The sequence below is a fragment of the Pseudomonas frederiksbergensis genome, from assembly GCF_001952935.1.
GTDB classification, from domain to species: domain Bacteria; phylum Pseudomonadota; class Gammaproteobacteria; order Pseudomonadales; family Pseudomonadaceae; genus Aquipseudomonas; species Aquipseudomonas frederiksbergensis.
In genome coordinates this window covers 4,235,042-4,252,111 of sequence record NZ_CP018319.1, presented here as the reverse complement: position 1 = coordinate 4,252,111, position 17,070 = coordinate 4,235,042, and the positions used below count along the sequence as shown (strand labels likewise).

The window sequence follows — 17,070 nt, the reverse complement described above, 5'->3', positions numbered from 1 at the left end:
CGGGCACGCTGGGTTAGCGGCCCGCAACGAAAGGAGTCAGCGCATAGCGCCGCGCAATTCCCCCACCAACCCTTGCAACCGGGCTGGCTCTGCCACTTCGACCGACACCGCAGGCCCTGCCACCAGGGTCACCCGTGACCACAACCGGCGAAACACGCCCTTTTGCGGATCGCGACTGAAGAAGCTCCCCCACAAACCCTGCAACGCCAAGGGAATCACCGGCACCGGCGTCTCTTCGAGAATCCGCGTCAGCCCGCCCTTGAACTCGTTGATCTCGCCATCGGCGGTCAATTTTCCCTCCGGGAAGATGCACACCAACTCGCCGTCCTTCAGATATTGAGCAATGCGCGTGAAGGCTTTTTCGTAGATCTGAATGTCTTCCTGACGTCCCGCGATAGGAATGGTCCCGGCCGTGCGAAAGATGAAGTTCAGCACCGGCAGGTTGTAGATCTTGTAATACATCACAAAGCGAATCGGCCGACGCACCGCGCCGCCAATCAGCAAGGCGTCGACGAAGGACACGTGATTGCACACCAGCAATGCCGCGCCTTCATCGGGAATCAGCTGCAGATTGCGATGCTCCACGCGGTACATGGAGTGGCTGAGCAGCCAGATCAGGAAGCGCATGCTGAATTCGGGGACGATGCTGAAGATGTAGGCATTGACGCCGATGTTCAGCAGCGACACCACCAGGAACAGCTGCGGAATCGACAGCTCGACCATGCTCAGCAAGACGATCGAGACAATCGCCGAGACCACCATGAACAGCGCGTTGAGAATATTGTTGGCGGCAATCACCCGCGCCCGCTCGTTCTCCGGGGTCCGCGACTGAATCAGCGCATACAGCGGCACGATGTAGAAACCGCCGAACACCCCAAGCCCGAGAATGTCGATCAACACCAGCCAGGCATGGCCAAAACCCAGGACTTCGATCCAGCCATGGCCGGCAACGCTGTCCGGAATTCCACCGGAATGCCACCACAGCAGCAAACCAAACACGGTCAGACCGAAAGAGCCGAACGGCACCAGACCGATTTCGACTTTGCGCCCGGACAATTTCTCGCAAAGCATCGAACCGAGTGCGATACCGACCGAGAACACCGTAAGAATCAGCGTCACCACGGTTTCGTCGCCGTGCATCCACTCCTTGGCGTAAGCCGGGATTTGCGTCAGATAAATCGCCCCGACAAACCAGAACCACGAGTTGCCGACAATCGAACGCGACACCGCAGGCGTCTGCCCCAAGCCCAGCTTCAAGGTGGCCCAGGACTGGCTGAAAATGTTCCAGTTCAGGCGCATTTCCGGGGAGGCGGCCGCAGCCCGCGGAATGCTGCGACTGGCCAGATAGCCGAGCACCGCCACACCGAGGATCGCCGTGGAGACGATCGGCGCGTAATGACTGGAGGACATCATGATCCCGGCGCCTATGGTCCCGGCGAGGATCGCCAGGAAGGTGCCCATTTCCACCAGGCCATTGCCGCCTACCAGCTCTTCGTCACGCAAGGCCTGGGGCAGGATCGAGTATTTCACCGGCCCGAACAGCGCTGAGTGAGTGCCCATGGCAAACAGCGCCACCAGCATCAGCCACAGGTGATCGAACATGAAACCGACCGCGCCGACCGCCATGATGGCGATTTCCCCGAGCTTGATCAGACGAATCAGCGCGTCCTTGGCGAACTTTTCCCCGAACTGCCCGGCCAGTGCCGAGAACAGGAAGAACGGCAGGATGAACAGCAGCGCACACAGGTTGACCCAGATCGAGCGGTCACCGTCGATCGTCAACTTGTAGAGAATGGCGAGAATCAGCGACTGCTTGAAGATGTTGTCGTTGAACGCCCCGAGCGACTGCGTGACGAAGAACGGCAGGAAGCGCCGGGTGCGAAGCAAGGTGAACTGTGAGGGGTGACTCATCTTCCATGTGTCCCTGATGTTGGGTAGAGAGTGGCGTGGATGCAGTTATTGGAATATCCAACGACGATCCAGGCCACACATTACCTAAACTTTGCAGGTTATTTGTTTAATCCTGCAATGCACGGCGAGACAAATAACTCCCCCCGCCAGGCGCCCTGCACTGTCCGTTTGGCGACGATCAGCCACATCACCGCCAGCAACACCACCAGCACGCAGCCAAAAACGCTGAAAAACGTCAGGTTCAAGGTACTGGCCAGTTTCAATGTCGCCAGGGAATAGACGCCCAGCGGGAAGGTAAAACCCCACCAGCCGAGATTGAAAGGGATGCCTTCGCGCAGGTAACGCAGGGTAATGAGCACCGCGATCAGCATCCACCACAGACCCAAGCCCCACAGGGTAATCCCGGCCACTAAACCCAGCCCGGCGGCGATTTCACCCATGCCCGGCAGACCATTGGCCGCAAAGATCGCCGGCGCGTCGGCGCCCAACAGCAACATGCCCAGCGCCCCGGTGCCAATCGGACCGAGCGCCAGCCAGCTGGAGGCGGCCATGTTTTCGTGGGGTAATTTATGCAGCGCCATGCGCAGCAACAGAATGGTCAGAATGCTGAACGCCACCGGTAGGGAAAAGGCCCAGAGCACGTAGCTGGTCACCAGCACCACCAGTTGCGAATGGGCATCGGCCAGGTGCGGCGCCAACAGGCCACCGCTGGCGGCCGCCACTTCTGCCGCCACCACCGGCAACAGCCAGACGGCGGTCATCTGGTCGATGCTGTGCTCCTGACGGGTGAACATCAGGTAGGGAATCAGCACGCCGCACGCCACAGACATCGCCACATCCAGCCACCACAGCGCCTCGGCGAGGTGAATCACGCCCTCGCCCCAACGCGGCAGACCAAACAGCAAGAAACCATTAATGATGGTCGCCAGGCCCATGGGGATGGTGCCGAAAAACATCGAGACCGTGGAGTGACCGAAAATCCGCCGCGCCTCATCGAAAAACAATGCCCAACGCGCCGCGTATAGCGCAGTGAACAAAACGAACAGCGCGATATTGAACAGCCATAGGGTTTCGGCAATCGCGTACAAACCGGCATTTGCGCCAGGCAGCTGCGCCAGCGCCAACGCCAGCACGCCGGTGCCCATGGTGGCGGCGAACCAGTTCGGCGTGAACTGGCGGATGACTTCACGCGGGTGCTGCAAATGACTGAAGGGTTTGAAACCGGCTGCGGCAGTGTTGGGGCATGTCATGGTGAACTCCTGTCCTCTGTTGAGGTGGAGTCCATGGTAGATCCAAATCGAATATCGATATAACGGGTAATATCTCTAACTGTTATCTGTTTTGCAGATATAGCGTCAGACGCTGCCTTCAGTCTCGATCACCAGGATTCTTGCCGCACCTTGCGGATGGGCAACGTGTTCGGTACCGACGTCGGCATAGAAGATATCGCCTACACCCAACATCACTTCTTGCTCCTGTCCTGCTTCGCGATAACGCATCTGCACAACGCCATCCAGCACCACAAACACTTCCTGCCCATCATTGATGTGCCATTTATAGGGCTGATCGGTCCAGTGCAAACGCGTGGTGATGCCGTTCATGTTGGCGATATCCAAAGCGCCCCAGGCACGGTCAGCGGTGAAGGATTTGCTGCGGATGATCTTCATGGGTCGGTCCGTCGAAAGGCAGGGCGGTGCCAAGGCTAACGGTCATCGAACATCGACGCCACAGACTTTCATCGACTGCTGACGCATCAACGCGAATAGAGCGCCAGCCGAAAGAATAATCAGCACCGCGCCGTAACCATCGGTCGTGGCCACCAACCCGAAGGTCCGGGTCAAGTTCCCCGCCAGCAACGACGGCAAGCAGAACGCCAGATAACTGAGCACGTAGTAAGCCGACATCAACCCTGCCCGCTCATGGGGTAAGGCCAGCGGCACGACGCTGCGCAATGCACCGAGGAAACCGGCGCCGAAACCGCATCCGGCCACCAGCGTCCCGATGAAAAACAGCGTAAGGCTGGCGCTGTGCACCGCCATCAGAATCAGCGCGACGCCGATGGGCAGCAGGCTGCCGCCCAAGCGCAAAACCTTGTCGGCCGGCCGATCGCGCAAGGTGTAGATCATCAGCGCGCCGGTCACCGTCAACGCCGCCACCGTCGCACCGCCAATCAGATTCGAGGTCGATCCCGTCGCTGTGCGCACCAGAGACGGCGCCAAGGAAGCGTAAAAACCACCGAGCGCCCACACCGCGATATTGATCGGCAGCACCAGCCACAACGCACGTCGCGCCTGGATCGGCACATGCAGTGTCGGGCGCAGCGAAGCCCAGGCTCCCGGTTGGCGGCTGACGCTTTCCGGCAATCGCCAGACGTACAGCGCTTGCATCACAAACAGCGCGAACAGCACCCAATAGGTCAACTGCAACGGCAGCGGTGCAAACTCGGCCAACAAGCCACAGCCCATGGCGCCCACCGCCATGCCCAGCAACGGCGCGACACTGTTGACCAACGGCCCTTGCTGGCGATCGGTGTCCAACAGCGCCGCACTCAATACGGCGGTGGCCATCCCCGTAGCAAAACCTTGAAGCACTCGCGCACTGATCAACCAGGCGACACTGTCTGCATTGATAAACAGCAGCATCGCCAGCATGTTCAGCATCACGGCGGTAAAGATCACCGGTTTGCGCCCCAGGTAATCCGAGAGCGAACCAACCGTGAGCAACGCCGCCAGCAAGCTGATGGCGTACACGCCGAAAATCAGGGTCAGGGTCGCTGCCGAGAATTGCAGGTGTTCCTGGTACAGGTGGTACAACGGCGTCGGCGCCGTGGACGCCGCCAGAAAACTGAGTAAGGTGATCGCCAGGAACCACAGGCTTGAACGATTAGACGTTGAACTGGACATGCGCACGCTCCGTAAAGCTAACTTTTTGCTTTTGCGGAGTGTGCGACTGGCTAGGGCTTAAAGCAAATTCTTTGTGTTAAGGTCCGATGCATGGCTATAAAAGAAGGTTTACGCCCCGGCGGCAGAAGCGCCCGGGTGCAAGAGTCGGTTCACTCGGCAGTGCGCGATCTCCTCGAAGAGCAGGACCGCACCACCGTGACCGTCCCGCAAATCGCCGCCCGCGCGGGCGTCACGCCGTCGACCATCTATCGGCGCTGGGGCGACCTGTCGGTGTTGTTGGCGGACGTCGCCCTCGCCCGCATGCGCCCCGAGAACGAGCCGGCCAATACCGGCAGCCTGCGCGGCGACGTGCGCGCCTGGGCCGAGCAATACCTGGACGAAATGAGCTCCGAACCCGGCCGCAACATGTTGCGCGACGTGCAATGCAGCACCACGCCGGCCCTTTGCGCGACGATCATTGGCGGGCAGTTGCAGACGATCCTGGATCGTTACCCCGATCAGCCGAAGCCGAACGTCGATCGGCTGATCAACCTGGTGGCAGCGCCGACGGTGTTTCGCATCCTGTTTTCAGCGGCGCCGCTGGAGGTTGAGGAATTGCATCGGTTGATCGAAATTGCTTTGAATCAGTGAGGCCGCCTTCGCGAGCAAGCCCGCTCCCACAGGGGATTTGTGGACGACACAGATCCAATGTGGGAGCGGGCTTGCCCGCGAAGGGGCCAGAAAAAACAACCAAGATCCCACTGACACACTGCCTGCGACACCCCGCCACGCCGCGACCTTGGTCGACACTGACTAACCCCTGCCATCGTGCGAGACTGTCTGTCCGGGCGGGAGTCCCGGGTGTCTTTTGTCTGGAGTTCCCATGTCGCTGTCCAGCGGGCTGATCGCCGTCGTCGCCCTGGCCTATATGGCCATCATGTTCGCCATCGCCTTCTACGGCGACCGTCGCAGCACACCGTTGCCGCCGCGAGTGCGCGCCTGGGTGTACAGCCTGTCGCTGGCCGTCTATTGCACCAGCTGGACCTTCTTTGGCGCCGTGGGCCAGGCCGCCGAACAACTCTGGTCTTTCCTGCCGATCTACCTCGGGCCGATCCTGCTGCTGGTGTGCGCACCGTGGGTCCTGCAAAAAATGGTGATGATCAGCAAACAGGAGAACATCACCTCCATTGCCGACTTCATCGCCGCGCGTTATGGCAAATCCCAGTCGCTGGCGGTGGTGGTGGCGCTGATCTGCCTGGTCGGCGTGTTGCCCTACATCGCGCTGCAACTCAAGGGCATTGTGCTCGGGGTGAACCTGCTGATCGGCGCCGGTGCCGACGCCATGGGCACGCGCGCCCAGGACACGGCGTTGATCGTGTCGCTGGTACTGGCGCTGTTCACCATCGTCTTCGGTACCCGCAACCTCGACGCTACGGAACACCACCGCGGCATGGTGCTGGCGATTGCGTTCGAATCGCTGGTCAAGCTGTTCGCCTTTCTCGCGGTCGGCGCGTTCGTGACCTACGGCCTGTACGACGGTTTCGAGGACCTGTTCGACCAGGCCATGCTCGCCCCGCGCCTTGAAGAGTATTGGAAGGAAACCATCAACTGGCCATCGATGGTGGTACAGACCGGCGTGGCGATGATGGCAATCATCTGCCTGCCCCGGCAGTTCCATGTGACCGTGGTGGAAAACATCGACCCTCAGGATCTGCGCCTGGCCAAATGGGTGTTTCCAGCCTATCTGGCGTTGGCGGCGTTGTTCGTCGTTCCCATCGCCCTCGCCGGCCAGATGATGTTGCCGAGTTCAGTGCTGCCGGACTCGTTCGTCATCAGCCTGCCGCTGGCTCAAGCCCATCCTGCCCTGGCGATGCTGGCTTTTATCGGCGGCGCCTCGGCGGCGACCGGCATGGTGATTGTCGCCAGCGTCGCGCTGTCGACCATGGTTTCCAACGACATGCTGTTGCCATGGCTGCTGCGGCGCAACAACGCCGAGCGGCCGTTCGAAGTTTTCCGCCAGTGGATGCTCTCGGTGCGCCGAGTGAGCATTGTGGTGATTCTGCTGCTGGCCTATGTCAGTTATCGCCTGCTCGGCTCGACGGCGAGCCTGGCGACCATCGGCCAGATCGCCTTCGCCGCCGTGACCCAGCTGGCCCCCGCCATGCTCGGCGCCCTGTACTGGAAACAGGCCAATCGTCGCGGGGTGTTCGCCGGTCTCGCCGCCGGGACGTTCCTGTGGTTCTACACCTTGGTCCTGCCGATTGCCGCCAACAGCCTCGGTTTGTCGTTGAACAGCTTCCCGGGGCTGGCCTGGCTGCACAGCAACCCGTTGAACCTGCCGATTACCCCGCTGACCCAAGGCGTGGTGCTGTCGCTTGCGGGCAACTTCACGCTGTTCGCCTGGGTGTCGGTGCTATCGCGTACGAGGGTTTCGGAACATTGGCAGGCGGGTCGCTTCATTGGTCAGGAAATCAGCGCCCGTCCCAACGCCCGTTCGATGCTGTCGGTGCAGATCGATGATTTGTTGCAGCTGGCCGCACGCTTCGTCGGCGAAGAACGCGCCCGTCAGAGCTTTATCCGCTTCGCCTACCGTCAGGGCAAAGGCTTCAACCCGAACCAGAATGCCGACGGGGAATGGATCGCCCACACTGAACGCTTGCTGGCCGGTGTACTCGGCGCTTCCTCGACCCGAGCGGTGGTAAAAGCCGCCATCGAAGGCCGGGAAATGCAACTCGAGGACGTCGTGCGAATCGCCGACGAAGCTTCGGAAGTGCTGCAATTCAACCGCGCGCTGCTGCAAGGCGCGATCGAGAACATCACCCAAGGCATCAGCGTGGTCGACCAGTCGCTGAAACTGGTGGCCTGGAACCGGCGCTATCTGGAGCTGTTCAACTACCCCGATGGACTGATCAGGCTGGGCCGCCCAATTGCCGACATCATTCGCTACAACGCCGAGCGCGGACTATGCGGTCCCGGTGAAGCCGAAGTGCACGTTGCCCGGCGCCTGCACTGGATGCGTCAGGGCCGCGCCCACACCTCTGAAAGACTTTTCCCCAATGGTCGTGTGATCGAGCTGATCGGCAACCCGATGCCGGGCGGTGGTTTTGTCATGAGTTTCACCGACATCACCGCGTTCCGCGAGGCTGAACAAGCGCTGACCGAAGCCAACGAGGGCCTGGAGCGACGGGTCACCGAGCGGACCCACGAACTGTCGCAACTCAACCTCGCCCTGACCGAAGCGAAAGGCACCGCGGAGCTGGCCAACCAGTCGAAAACCCGATTCCTGGCGGCGGTCAGCCACGACTTGATGCAACCGTTGAACGCTGCGCGACTGTTCTCGGCCGCCCTGTCCCACCAGGAGGACGGTCTCTCCGGCGAGGCGCAAAAACTGGTCCATCATCTGGACACGTCACTACGCTCGGCGGAGGATTTGATCAGCGACCTGCTGGACATTTCCCGCCTGGAAAACGGCAAGATCAACCCCGATCCCAAGCCGTTCGTGCTCAATGAGATGTTCGACGTACTCGGTGCCGAGTTCAAGGCGCTGGCCCACGACCAAGGGCTGAAATTCCGGGTCAGGGGCAGTACGTTGCGCGTCGAAAGCGACATCAAACTGTTGCGACGAATCCTGCAGAACTTCCTGACCAATGCCTTCCGCTATGCCAAAGGCCCAGTGCTGCTGGGGGTTCGCCGACGCAAGGGCGAGCTGTGCCTGGAAGTCTGGGACCGTGGCCCGGGCATTCCGCTGGATAAACAGCAGGTCATTTTCGAAGAATTCAAACGCCTCGACAGCCACCAGACGCGCGCTGAAAAAGGCCTCGGGCTGGGCCTGGCGATCGCCGACGGGTTGTGCCGCGTGCTCGGTCATACCTTGCGCGTACGCTCCTGGCCGGGGCGCGGCAGCGTGTTCAGCGTCAGCGTGCCGTTGGCTCGGGCGCAAACCGCGATCCCACCCAAGGTCGCCGAGCTCAATGGCAAATTGCTGAGCGGCTCGCAAGTGCTGTGCATCGACAACGAAGACAGCATCCTGATCGGGATGAACAGTTTGCTGACGCGCTGGGGTTGTCAGGTCTGGACCGCGCGCAACCGCGATGAATGTGCGGCGCTGCTCAGCGACGGGATGCGACCGCAATTGGCCTTGGTGGATTACCACCTGGACGATGGCGAGACCGGAACCGAACTGATGGCATGGCTGCGCACCCGATTGGGTGAGCCTGTGCCGGGGGTTGTGATCAGCGCCGATGGGCGACCGGAGACGGTGGCCCAGGTGCATGCGGCGGGGCTGGATTACCTGGCTAAACCGGTGAAACCGGCGGCGTTGCGGGCATTGTTGAGTCGGCATTTGCCGTTGTAGCGCGGCAGGTTTCAGATCGTTCCCACGCTCTGCGTGGGAATGCAGCCACGGACGCTCCGCGTCCGCTTCGGTAGCTGTGACGCAGAGCGTCACTGGATACATTCCCACGCAGAGCGTGGGAACGATCATTTACTCCGGCAATTCGGCCAACCCATCCACATCGGTCATCGCCCGTTCCAGCAAGTCTGCCGGCAGGCTCTTGCTCGCCCGCGCGCCAAGCAACTTGAGTTGCTCGGCGCGGCTGACGAGATTGCCGCGGCCTTCTGTCAGCTTATTGCGCGCCGAGCTGTAGGCTTTATCCAGCTGCTGTAAGCGATTGCCGACTTCATCCAGATCCTGGATGAATAACACGAACTTGTCGTACAGCCACCCGGCCCGCTCGGCGATTTCCCGAGCGTTCTGGCTCTGGCGCTCCTGCTTCCACAGGCTGTCGATCACGCGCAGGGTCGCCAGCAACGTGGTCGGGCTGACGATCACGATGTTGCGATCGAAGGCCTCCTGAAACAGTGTCGGTTCAGCCTGCAACGCGGCGGAAAACGCCGCTTCGATCGGTACGAAGAGCAGGACGAAATCCAGGCTGTGCAATCCATCGAGACGCTTGTAATCCTTGCCGGCCAGCCCTTTGACGTGAGTGCGCAAGGACAGCACGTGTTGCTTGATGGCGATCTGGCCAATGGCATCGTCTTCGGCCGCGACGTATTGCTGATAGGCCGTGAGGCTGACCTTGGAGTCGACCACCACCTGCTTGTCGCCCGGCAGATAAATGATCACGTCCGGCTGGAAACGCTCACCGTCCGGCCCCTTGAGGTTGACCTGGGTCTGATACTCGCGCCCCTTCTCCAGCCCCGCGTGTTCAAGCACTCGCTCAAGAATCAGCTCACCCCAGTTGCCTTGGGTTTTCTGCCCTTTCAAGGCGCGGGTCAGGTTAGTGGCTTCGTCGCTCAGGCGCAGGTTCAGCTGTTGCAGCCGCTCCAGTTCCTTGGCCAGGGAAAAACGTTCGCGGGCTTCTGCCTGATAACTTTCTTCGACACGTTTTTCGAAGGACTGGATGCGTTCCTTCAACGGATCGAGCAACTGACCGAGGCGTTGTTGACTGGTTTCGGCAAAGCGCTGCTCGCGTTCGTCGAAGATCTTGCCAGCCAGCTCCGCGAACTGCGCTCGCAGCTCGTCTCGCGAGCCCTGCAGGTCATTGAGGCGTTGCTGATGGCTTTCCTGCTGCTCGCGCAGCTCAGCGTTGAGCGAAGCGGCCTGGGCGGCCAGACGGCGCAACTCAGCCTCTTTGCCGGCGCGTTCCAGATTCCAGGCATGGGCGGCGTCGCGTGCGTCGTCACGTTCGATCTGCAGCAGTTCGACTTCACGGCGTACGGCGGCCAGATCTGCTTGTTTGGCAGCGTTGGCCTGGCCCAGATCACCGATTTCATCGCGACAGGCTTCGAGTTGGGCGTTCAATCCATCTTGAGCCAGTAGGGCCATGGCCAGACGCTCTTCCAGCAGCGCAGCCTCTGACTGCGTGGCACTCGCTCGCCGCTGAAGTTGCCAGGCCAGTACCAGTAACGGCAGCGCAGCGCCCGCCAGACCGAGCAATGCGCTGGTCAAGTCCATAGCCATAGCCACTCCTGCCAATGAAATAAAGCTTGAAGGTTAACCAAGGCGTCAGGTCTTGGACAGCTCAGTCTTCGATCAGCCCCAGTTCCTGCTGGGCGCGTCGATCCCCTGCCCGCGCGGCCGAACGTAGAAGATCCTGGCCGATACGGCGATCCCGGGCATTCCCGCATTCACGGCACATCAGCAGACCGAGACGGCTTTGCGCAGCCACCACTCCCTCACGGGCTGGCTGCTTGAGCAAACGTCCGGCGAGGTGTTTGACGTTGGGGTTTTCGCCCAGGCGCGGGCTGTCCAGCAGCCACTCGGCCACACGCATCGAAAAGCGTTTAGGCGGGGTGATGCCGGGAGGTGTGGAGGTTGCAGAGACTGATACTGAGCGAAACTTCATAAAGCACTGTGGGGCAGATCGGAAGGCGCGCCACTCTACTCTTTTTTTCTTACAGGTAAAGCCCAAAAAAACCCGGCACGCCCGTCCTAGAGCAAGCGCTCGGGACAATCCACAGAAGCTGTGGATAACTCAGTGGACAACCGCCCTTGAACTCTCGCAAAGCCCTGTGGAATGGGGCTCGCAGTCAAACTGACGATTTTTTCACCAGTAAAAAAAAGCGATGTTTTTCATTGACTTAAATTTTGGTTACAGGCACCCACTGCGTTTGAAGGGAAGATGACAGCGGCGTGACACTCTTCGCAACTTATGTGCACAAGTCCCTTCGAGGCAGTTATATCGATGCGCTTTTTCGGCGCATTTTTTGCCTGCGCCTGGGGATAAACCTCGGCAAACCCATGATCCAGACTGGTCCTGGGCCGATGAGCCGTGACTACCAATGGTCGGAATTTGTGCTATTACAGGGCGCGTCAACGATTCAAGAGCCTTGTCCGAGCGCCAATCCGAACGTTGAATGGGGGCGTTCAAAGAACTTTTTTGCCAACACGCTTCCCTTGAGCCATTCAATCCGTTAGTATCCGCGGCGTTAGTACCAAGCTGAAAGTCAATTCTGGTCGAACAAATCCCCCCGGTCAGCCTTCCCAACGGAAGCCTCTACCGACAAAGCGGGATCGACCACCTCGATGGTTTCCAGGTAAACCTTGCGTCAACACTGCCTTTGAATCGAAAGCAAAGGGTGTTGCGAAGCTCACTTACTCTGACCGAACCAACCTGCAAATTGATCAGGATCTTCACCCCGGGCCCAGAACCTTTGCCCTTGATGTGTTGCCTGCCCTCCTAAGTACCTACCTGCCAGCCCAAGCGCGCCAATTTATCAGCGCTTCAAACTGGCTGCTTTGTTCCAGTCGGGTTCTTCGTTCGACCAATGGTGGTCGTCGTCACTGGAACGTTTTAACTTTGCACGGTTCTTATCCGTGTCGCTTGTAGGAACACCCAATGACTATGTCTACTCAAATCCACACCCAGGATGCCATTCGCACCCTAACCAACGCTTTTGCACCAATGAACTGCCTGATCATGGCTGCTCGCAAAGGCTGCTTCAGCTTCACTCTGGTCAACGAACACGGCATCGCTCGTCACAGCGAACGCCTGTACCCCGATCAATACTCCAGCGCCGAGCCGCTGCAGGCCGTGATCGAGCGTACCCGTCAGGCACTGGTTGCCTGATACGCCAGAAAGACTGAAAACCTCAAAAGCCTCGCTTAAAAAGCGGGGCTTTTTATTGCCTGATATTTCTCTTTTCGCCGCTGCCGCCTAAGTACAAACCGATATAACGGTTATAACTCGCGGCCGGAAATATTTTAAAAACAGGCCTTTACGGCGCGAATATGACACTACACTTCAACTCAAGCGGCTTGAACCGCTTCCGGCGAGCCTGAGTCGATTCACCGCTGCCAAGGCCTTCAGGTATCGCCGACCATTTCATGTTTCGAGGGTTTTATGGGTATCGCTGCCAGCGAACTGTGCCGTTATGTGATCCGCCCGACCTTGATTTATCTCGGGCGCCATAGCGCAACTGCCGAATCCCTGCTGCTGGGCGTCGCCGCCAGCCAGTCAGCCCTTGGAACTGCCCTGCATGACCGCCGTGGACACGGCTTGTACCGAATCGCCGAACCCCGCCACCAGGCACTTTGGGACCACTACCTGGCACTTGACCCCGAACGCGCCAGCCTGGTTCGCGGCCTAGCCAGCCAACATGCGTTCCTGAGTGGTCCGCATCTCGAATTGACCGTCAACCTGCGTTACGCCACAGCCATCGCCTGGCTGCTGGTAGAAGAACAGAACACCCCCCTCCCCGAAGCAGACGACCTACTGGGAATGGCGCGCATCTGGCGCCAGACCTTCCAGCCTCAAGGACGCCTGAGAGACTTCACCTGCGCCTGGCAAACCTGTGTTTCACCGCTGAATCAGGTCGCCTGCTGATCGGCTGTTTCCACAAGATCGCTCAACTGCTGCGATTTTGGTCGGATTGTCCTACAAAACCGCTCTAAATCAAGCGATACAGCCTATGGCGCTGGGACGAAAATGTTGGTAATTTTCGCCCCGGTGATCACCAGGAGTTCTAATAATGAAAAAAGTAATGCTCAAAACCACCATTAGCCTCGCCGTTGCCATGGCATCCACCCAAATCTTCGCCAGTGGTTTTGCCCTCAACGAACAAAGCATCAGCGGGATGGGGACAGGTTTTGCCGGGCGATCTTCAGCTGCCGACGACGCATCCACAGTTTTTGGCAACCCTGCCGGCATGTCTCGCCTCAAGCGCGAACAAGTAACCGGTGGTGTTGCATTCATCGACGCGCACGCTGATATCAGCGATGCGAGCTCCAGCCCGAATAGTGGTACCAACAAAGGTGACATGGTCCCTTTCATGGGCGTGCCCATGGGTTACTACGTCAAGCCAATCGATGACCAGTGGGCAGTCGGTTTCGGCGTCTACGCTCCGTTCGGCCTGGTGACCGACTACGAGAACGGCTTCGCCGGCAAATACTTCGGCAGCAAGAGCGAAGTCACCATCGTGACTCTCCAGCCAACTGTCAGCTACGCCTTCAACGACAAGGTGTCGATCGGTTTCGGTCCGACCATCAACCGCATCGACGGTACACTGGAATCGAACCTGTCGCTGAACCCGCGCGCGGCAGACGGCACCGTCAAGATCAAGGGTGACGACACCGCGCTGGGTTACAACATCGGCATCATGGTTCAAGCCCTCGAAAGCACTCGCCTCGGCCTGACCTACCACTCGAAAGTGAAGTACAAGCTCGAAGGTGACACCAAGGTCAACTACGGCGTGCTCGCGGCGCTGGGCCAGAACCCGAACCAGAAGTTCGACGCTTCGCTGGACATCACTACGCCTGAGTCGGTGGACTTCTCGGTCACTCACCAGTTGAACGACCAGTGGACCCTCTACGCAGGCAGCACCTGGACTCGCTGGAGCCGCCTGAAAGAGATCTCCGTCGATAACGAAGGCGTTCCTGCCGCCCTGGCTGCCCGCGGTTTTGGCACCATCACCGAAGAACAGAACTGGCACGACACCTGGGCTCACGCCATCGGTGCTTCGTACCAGCTGAACAAACAGTGGGTGCTGCGTACCGGCCTGTCGGTTGACCAGTCGCCGACCAATAACGAAAACCGCTCACCACGCATTCCGACTGGCGATCGCAAGATTTTCAGCCTGGGCGCTGGCTGGAGCCCGACCGACGACCTGACCATCGACGTAGCGTATTCGTACCTGCGCGAAGAGTCGGTCAAGGTCAACAACAGCAACGGCCGTCAGAACTACAGCGCAGAGTATGAAAACTATGCGAACGGCTTCGGTGTTGGCGCAACCTACCGCTTCTGATGATTCACGGCGAGCCTGAATCTCTGGCCGCCTGAATTGAAAAAGCCCCGCTCTCTTGTGCAGAGGCGGGGCTTTTTAATGGGCGCCGATCAGGGTTGCGAGGCCAATGCCTTCTCCACCGCCGCGATGAGTTCGGGATCATCGGGCTTGGTCAGGCTGGAGAAACTGGCGATCACCTTGCCCTGGCGATCGACCACGTACTTGTAGAAGTTCCACTTCGGCGCGACGCTCTGCCTGGCGATGACCTTGAACAAGTGCGTCGCGTCATTGCCGCGGACTTTCTGCGGTTCCGTCATGGTGAACGTCACGCCGTAGTTCACGTAGCAGACCTTGGCAGTCTCTTCGCCATCCTTGGACTCTTGCTTGAAGTCGTTGGACGGAACACCGATTACTTCCAGCCCCTGATCCTTGTAGCGCTGATTCAGCGCCTCAAGGCTTTTGAACTGCGGGGCGAAACCACAGAAGCTCGCGGTATTGACCACCACCAGCGGTTTGCCAGCGAAGCGCTGGCACAGGTCGATGGATTCCTTGGCGCGCAGCTTGGGCAACGAACCTTGCAAAAGCTCCGGGCATTCGGCCGCTTGGGCCAATCCACCAAACGCTACCAGTAACGCGGGAACTGCCAGCCAACGTTTCAACATGTCGGTGCATCCTTGAGAATCGTCAAGACCGAAGTTACTCGCCCTCACATCCTGCTAGCAAGCACCCATGCCCAGTTGCATCAACGCCAGCCCGCCCTGATGCCAGCCCCACCACGACAGGGCCAGCAGCAAGGCGCAGACAGCGAGGACAGCAATCCGCGGCCAGAGACTGTTCATATCGCACTCATCTGTGTTTGCAGGCGCGCCACCGGCTGTTCACGCACCGGCCAGTTCAGGGCGGCGGCCAACAGGCTCAAGAGAATCGCCACTTGCCAGATCAAGTCGTAGCTCCCGGTTCGGTCGTACACCACCCCGCCCAACCAGCCGCCGAGGAACGATCCGAGCTGGTGAAACAGGAAAACAATCCCACCGAGCATGGACAGATTTCGCACGCCGAACAAGGTCGCCACGGTGCCGTTGGTCAAGGGCACCGTCGACAGCCACAGAAAGCCCATCGCCATGCCGAACAGGTACGCGGTGGTCGTCGTGACCGGCGCCCACAGGAACAACCCGATCACCACTGCGCGCAGCAGATACAGGCCGGTGAGCAAACGCGGCTTGGACATCCGGCCGCCGAGCCAGCCCGCCGTGTAGGTCCCGAATATATTGAACAGCCCGATCAGCGCCAGCACCGTCGTGCCGACGCTCGCCGGGAGGTGCTGATCCACCAGATACGCCGGCAAATGCACACCGATGAATACCACCTGAAAACCGCAGACAAAAAAGCCGAATGCCAGCAGCCAGAAGCCCGAATGGGAACAGGCCTCGTGCAAGGCTTCGGACAGTGTTTGTTCATGGCCGAACACCGGCAGCGGTTTGTCCTTGAGCATACTCACCAGCGGCACAATCAGCGCCACCAGCAGGCCCAGCACCAGCAATGCCGCGGACCAGCCAAGCCAGCCGATCAACCCCAGTGTGCCGGGCAACATGGCGAACTGGCCGAAAGAGCCGGCAGCACTGGCAATGCCCATGCCCATGCTGCGTTTCTCCGGCGGCACTGCGCGGCCGACCACGCCGAGGATCACCGAGAACGAAGTGCCGGACAGACCGATGCCGATCAACAGGCCGGCACTCAGGGACAAGGTCACGGCCGAATCCGACAGGCCCATGAACACCAGGCCCAATGCATACAGGACGCCGCCGACCAACACCACTTTCGCGGCGCCAAAGCGGTCGGCCAGCGCGCCGGTGAAGGGCTGCGCCAGGCCCCAGATCAGGTTTTGCAAGGCAATGGCGAAGGCAAATGTTTCACGCCCCCAGCCGAATTCGGCACTCATTGGCGCCAGAAACAGCCCGAAGCCGTGTCTTACCCCCAAGGACAACGCGAGAATCAGCGCACTCCCCAACAAAACCCAACCGCACGTACGCCACATCGATGTCATTCTTGTTCTCCGGTAGCGGGTATATACCCGCTTAAGATCGGAAAAACCGGCATCACGCCAGTTCGTCCAGCAGTCGCAGCAAGGTTTCTCGTTTTTCGGCGCCCAAGCGGTCGATCAACCGCTGCTGCGCCGCTTCCCACGCGGGCAAGGCCGCTTTCAGGCGCTCAACACCGGCCTCGGTGAGCATGACGATGCGGTTACGCATGTCTTCGCCCTCGACCAGCATCAGCAGGCCTTCGCCTTCCAGCACCCGCAGATTGCGCCCCAAGGTGCTGCGATCCAGCCCCATGGCCTCGGCCAACGTGGAAATACTCGGTTTATCCAGACGCTGCAGATTACACAGCAGAGAATACTGGGCGACGTTGATCCCGAAGCCATCGAGAGCGCCGTCGTAGTGCCTGCTGACGCCACGGGCGGCGCGACGCAGGTTGATGCATAAACATTGGGATTCGAGCATGGTGCGTGTATATACCCGCGGTTAAATGAATGCAAATTTTTTGATACAAATTA

Annotated in this window: 15 protein-coding genes; 5 read left to right on the top strand and 10 right to left on the bottom strand. The window is 59.8% G+C overall.

Features of this window, described 5'->3' with window-relative positions; genetic code table 11:
- Positions 1 to 36: 36 nt before the first annotated feature.
- The 4 genes from PFAS1_RS19890 to PFAS1_RS19875 all read right to left on the bottom strand — a co-directional run bounded on the left by PFAS1_RS19890 (position 37) and on the right by PFAS1_RS19875 (position 4,814).
- Positions 37 to 1,911 (bottom strand): MFS transporter, encoded by a 1,875-nt coding sequence (locus tag PFAS1_RS19890; RefSeq protein ID WP_076030241.1) that lies wholly within the window; start codon positions 1,909 to 1,911, stop codon positions 37 to 39.
- Positions 1,912 to 2,009: 98 nt separating this feature from the next.
- On the bottom strand, positions 2,010 to 3,161 hold the full coding sequence (locus tag PFAS1_RS19885; protein WP_076030240.1) for a TDT family transporter: 1,152 nt from the start codon (positions 3,159 to 3,161) through the stop codon (positions 2,010 to 2,012).
- A 105-nt stretch (positions 3,162 to 3,266) separates the two neighbouring features.
- Positions 3,267 to 3,578, bottom strand: a complete 312-nt coding sequence (locus tag PFAS1_RS19880) for a cupin domain-containing protein (RefSeq protein ID WP_076030239.1) — start codon at positions 3,576 to 3,578, stop codon at positions 3,267 to 3,269.
- A 42-nt stretch (positions 3,579 to 3,620) separates the two neighbouring features.
- Entirely contained in the window at positions 3,621 to 4,814 is a 1,194-nt protein-coding gene (locus PFAS1_RS19875; protein ID WP_076030238.1) for an MFS transporter, read from the bottom strand.
- Positions 4,815 to 4,904: 90 nt separating this feature from the next.
- Between PFAS1_RS19875 and PFAS1_RS19870 the strand changes: the two genes are divergently transcribed.
- The gene (locus PFAS1_RS19870) at positions 4,905 to 5,444 is read left to right on the top strand and encodes a TetR/AcrR family transcriptional regulator (protein WP_076030237.1); all 540 of its coding nucleotides are present in this window, start codon (positions 4,905 to 4,907) and stop codon (positions 5,442 to 5,444) included.
- Between the two features lie 232 nt (positions 5,445 to 5,676).
- The gene (locus tag PFAS1_RS19865) at positions 5,677 to 9,147 is read left to right on the top strand and encodes a hybrid sensor histidine kinase/response regulator (RefSeq protein ID WP_076030236.1); all 3,471 of its coding nucleotides are present in this window, start codon (positions 5,677 to 5,679) and stop codon (positions 9,145 to 9,147) included.
- Between the two features lie 129 nt (positions 9,148 to 9,276).
- Here PFAS1_RS19865 and PFAS1_RS19860 read toward each other — a convergent pair whose 3' ends face one another.
- The gene (locus PFAS1_RS19860; protein WP_162842870.1) at positions 9,277 to 10,641 is read right to left on the bottom strand and encodes a DNA recombination protein RmuC; all 1,365 of its coding nucleotides are present in this window, start codon (positions 10,639 to 10,641) and stop codon (positions 9,277 to 9,279) included.
- 175 nt (positions 10,642 to 10,816) lie between these two features.
- Entirely contained in the window at positions 10,817 to 11,140 is a 324-nt protein-coding gene (locus tag PFAS1_RS19855) for an SEL1-like repeat protein (protein WP_076030234.1), read from the bottom strand.
- Positions 11,141 to 12,139: 999 nt separating this feature from the next.
- Between PFAS1_RS19855 and PFAS1_RS19845 the strand changes: the two genes are divergently transcribed.
- The 3 genes from PFAS1_RS19845 to PFAS1_RS19835 all read left to right on the top strand — a co-directional run bounded on the left by PFAS1_RS19845 (position 12,140) and on the right by PFAS1_RS19835 (position 14,537).
- Positions 12,140 to 12,364: a hypothetical protein gene (locus PFAS1_RS19845; RefSeq protein ID WP_007898912.1), complete on the top strand. Its 225-nt coding sequence runs from the start codon at positions 12,140 to 12,142 to the stop codon at positions 12,362 to 12,364.
- Positions 12,365 to 12,637: 273 nt separating this feature from the next.
- Positions 12,638 to 13,120, top strand: coding sequence for a hypothetical protein (locus PFAS1_RS19840; protein WP_074874727.1), 483 nt, complete (start codon positions 12,638 to 12,640; stop codon positions 13,118 to 13,120).
- A gap of 145 nt (positions 13,121 to 13,265) precedes the next feature.
- Complete coding sequence (locus PFAS1_RS19835) at positions 13,266 to 14,537, top strand: OmpP1/FadL family transporter (protein WP_076030233.1); 1,272 nt, start codon at positions 13,266 to 13,268, stop codon at positions 14,535 to 14,537.
- An 89-nt stretch (positions 14,538 to 14,626) separates the two neighbouring features.
- Here PFAS1_RS19835 and PFAS1_RS19830 read toward each other — a convergent pair whose 3' ends face one another.
- The 4 genes from PFAS1_RS19830 to PFAS1_RS19820 are packed head-to-tail and all read right to left on the bottom strand — an operon-like array spanning position 14,627 to position 17,017.
- Positions 14,627 to 15,178: a glutathione peroxidase gene (locus PFAS1_RS19830; protein WP_074874723.1), complete on the bottom strand. Its 552-nt coding sequence runs from the start codon at positions 15,176 to 15,178 to the stop codon at positions 14,627 to 14,629.
- A gap of 54 nt (positions 15,179 to 15,232) precedes the next feature.
- A complete protein-coding gene (locus PFAS1_RS30175) occupies positions 15,233 to 15,355 on the bottom strand; it encodes a hypothetical protein (RefSeq protein WP_256581131.1) in 123 nt (40 codons plus the stop codon).
- Entirely contained in the window at positions 15,352 to 16,560 is a 1,209-nt protein-coding gene (locus tag PFAS1_RS19825; RefSeq protein ID WP_076030232.1) for an MFS transporter, read from the bottom strand. Before PFAS1_RS19825 ends, PFAS1_RS30175 begins: the two co-directional genes overlap by 4 nt.
- Before the next feature lie 52 nt (positions 16,561 to 16,612).
- Positions 16,613 to 17,017: a MarR family winged helix-turn-helix transcriptional regulator gene (locus PFAS1_RS19820; RefSeq protein WP_076030231.1), complete on the bottom strand. Its 405-nt coding sequence runs from the start codon at positions 17,015 to 17,017 to the stop codon at positions 16,613 to 16,615.
- Positions 17,018 to 17,070 lie beyond the last annotated feature (53 nt).